This window comes from Archangium sp. (assembly GCF_036389735.1).
Taxonomy (GTDB): Bacteria; Myxococcota; Myxococcia; order Myxococcales; family Myxococcaceae; genus Archangium.
In genome coordinates this window covers 1-2,699 of sequence record NZ_DASVWK010000028.1, presented here as the reverse complement: position 1 = coordinate 2,699, position 2,699 = coordinate 1, and the positions used below count along the sequence as shown (strand labels likewise).

Annotated in this window: 2 protein-coding genes; both read right to left on the bottom strand. The window is 71.2% G+C overall.

Annotated features, from left to right (window positions below; genetic code table 11):
• Positions 1 to 1,384 (bottom strand): serine/threonine-protein kinase (locus VF794_RS00815; protein WP_331106726.1); only part of this gene is annotated, 1,384 nt, incomplete at its 3' end.
• 357 nt (positions 1,385 to 1,741) lie between these two features.
• Complete coding sequence (locus VF794_RS00810) at positions 1,742 to 2,578, bottom strand: PHP domain-containing protein (protein ID WP_331106724.1); 837 nt, start codon at positions 2,576 to 2,578, stop codon at positions 1,742 to 1,744.
• Positions 2,579 to 2,699: the final 121 nt, after the last annotated feature.

The window sequence follows — 2,699 nt, the reverse complement described above, 5'->3', positions numbered from 1 at the left end:
ACCACTCGACGGATTTCATTTCCCCCACGCGCAGGCCGAGCGTGCCAGTCATGGTCTCCACGGCCCCGGCGGGGCACGGCTGGGGAAGCGGTGCCGGGCGCACGGGCGGCACCTGCTGTGCGCCCACGCAGGCCTGCAACGCGGCACCCGTGAGGCCGAGACACAGGGCGCGCATGGCGGCCCCTCGGTTGTTGGGGCGCGCTTCCCGCTGGGGGCCAGACGTCTGCTGTTGCTTCTTCTCCACGGGGGCACTGTCCTTTTCAGGCGCCGCGGGCGAGGCGGCGGCCGCGGGGGTGGGCGCCTGGGGCGGCGCGGCCACGGCCCGTGCAGATTCTGGCGACGGCCCCGGGGGCGCCATTTCCTGACCAGAGGTGAGCCACCATGCCCCCAACGCCAGGGCCAACCCCGCGCCCATCCCCGCGAGCACCCGCGCCCCTCGTGCCCGCGGTTTCTTGGCGGCAGGCGGTGTTCCTCCGTGCAGCGGCACCGTCCAGGTCGCGTCGGCCCGGGTTTTCACCTCTTCCAGCGCCTCGTACAGTGCCACGGCGCTCGGGTAGCGCTCCTCGGGTGTCTTCGCCAGCAGCCGCAGGCACACCGCCTCCACGTCCCGGGGCACGCGCGGGTTGACGAGGTGCGGAGGCAGGGGCGCCCGGTGCAGTACCGCGTCCACATCCACGCCCCCCTCGTCGGTGAGCCGGAAGGGGAAGCGCCCCGTCAACAGTCGGTAGAGCACCACCCCCAGCGCGAACAGGTCGTCCCCGGCCCTGGCCCGGTAGTGCGCGCCCGGCACGTCCGCGTGCGCGCGGCCGAAGGCCCAGGCCTCGGGGGCTCGGTAGCGGAGCGTGCCCGGGGGGAAAAGGTCCTTCGTCAGCGTGGGGTCTCCCTCGTGGTAGCCCACCCCGAAGTCCACCAGCACCGCCTGCCCCGTACTCTGGCGCACCAGGATGTTGGCCTCCTTCACGTCCCGGTGCACCACCCGGGCCTCGTGCACCACCGCCAGCGCGCGTGCCACCTCCAGCACCCGCTCCACCAGCTCGCTCGTGGTGCGCCCGGGCCGCAGCCCCCACTGCTCGAGCGTGGGGCCCTCTATCAGCTCCAGCCTTATCCACAGGAAGCGGGGCCTGGCGTGGGGCCACTGGCCCACGCCCAGCTGGCGCACGAGGTTGGGGTGGTGCAGGCGCGTGCCCAGCGACACCTCGCGCCAGGCACGCTCGGCTCGTTCAGGGCCCTCGTCCAGCGGCAGCAGCTTGAGGGCGGAGCGGTAGCCATCCGGGCCCCGCACCCGGTACACGGTGCCGAAGCCTCCGGAGCCCAGCACGGCCTCCACCACGTCCCCGTCAATGCGGGTGCCAGGCGGCAGCGGCGGCGTGTCGAGCGGATTCATGGCGCCCTCGGAACGGGAGGCGGGCACTACCTCCCAGGACCTCAACGTATCAGGTCGAGCGCCGGGGCTGGGGCCGTCGAAGCCGCGTCAGCCGCCCGGCCTGTCGCGCCCGACTCCGTCCGAGCCAGTTGCCCCCCTCTTCAGTCGGAGTCGGCGACCAGGCCGGTTTGGGGCCCGGCAGGAACCCCCATCGAAAAACGGCTCGGAGGTCGCTTCGCTTGTAGACGTCTACAAGCAATGTCGTGTTTTGTCGTGCAATGGCGCACATCGCTTGTAGACGTCTACAAGCGAGCGCCGCTGGTCGTCGAAAACGAGCGTGAGGTCATGAGCGCCGTTGAGGTGACCGGCGCTGTTTTCCTAGCTCCGCCGCGCGCTCTGGCTCGCGGCGCGGGCGCGCAGCCGGGCGAAGTTTTCCGGCGGGGTGGTGGAATCCCCCGGGCGCTTGCCCGGCGTCACCTGCTCCCCGTGGAAGTCGCTGCCCCCGGTGGGCACCAGCTCGAACTCCTTGGCGAACTTCTGGTACTTCTCCATCACGCTCGGGTTGTGGTCCGAGTGCAGGGACTCCATCCCGTCCAGGCCCGCCTGGACCAGCATGCGGATTTCATGGCGCTCCACCTTCGAGCTGCCCGGGTGCGCCAGCGTGGCCGCGCCCCCCGCCCGGTGGATGAGCGCGATGGCGTCCTCCCCGTCCAGCTTGAAGCGCTCCACCCACGCCGGCTTGCCCGCGCCCAGGAACCTGTCGAAGGCCTCTTTCACGTCCAGGCACCAGCCCCGCTCCACCAGGAAGCGCGCCAGGTGCGGCCTGCCGAGCTGCGCGTTGCCCGCGATGGCCCGCACGTCCTCCATCCGCACCGGGAAGCCCAGCTTGCGCATCTGCTCCACCATCTGCTCCATCCGCTGCTCGCGCTCCACCCGCAGTCGCGCGTCGTAGCTGGCCAGCTCCGGGTAGTCCGGCCTCACGAAGTGCCCCAGGATGTGCACTTCGCGCTTGAGCACGAACGCCGACAGCTCGATGCCCGGCACCAGCTCCACCCCGTGCGCCTTCGCCGCCTCCGCCGCCTCGCCCAGCCCCGCCACCGTGTCGTGGTCCGTCACCGCCAGCGCCGTCACCCCCGCGCTCGCCGCCAGGGACAGCAGCTCGGCGGGCGAGTGTTGGCCATCACTCGCCGTGGTGTGGGAATGCAAGTCGATCACCAATCACTCCAGGGGCCTCGGGTTGTTCACACCACCTACCATCCATAGGATGTGGGATACCCCTTGGATTCGCCAGCCTGTGAGTCCCCCCGGCCGGTAGGAGGAACGTCATGGCCAAGGA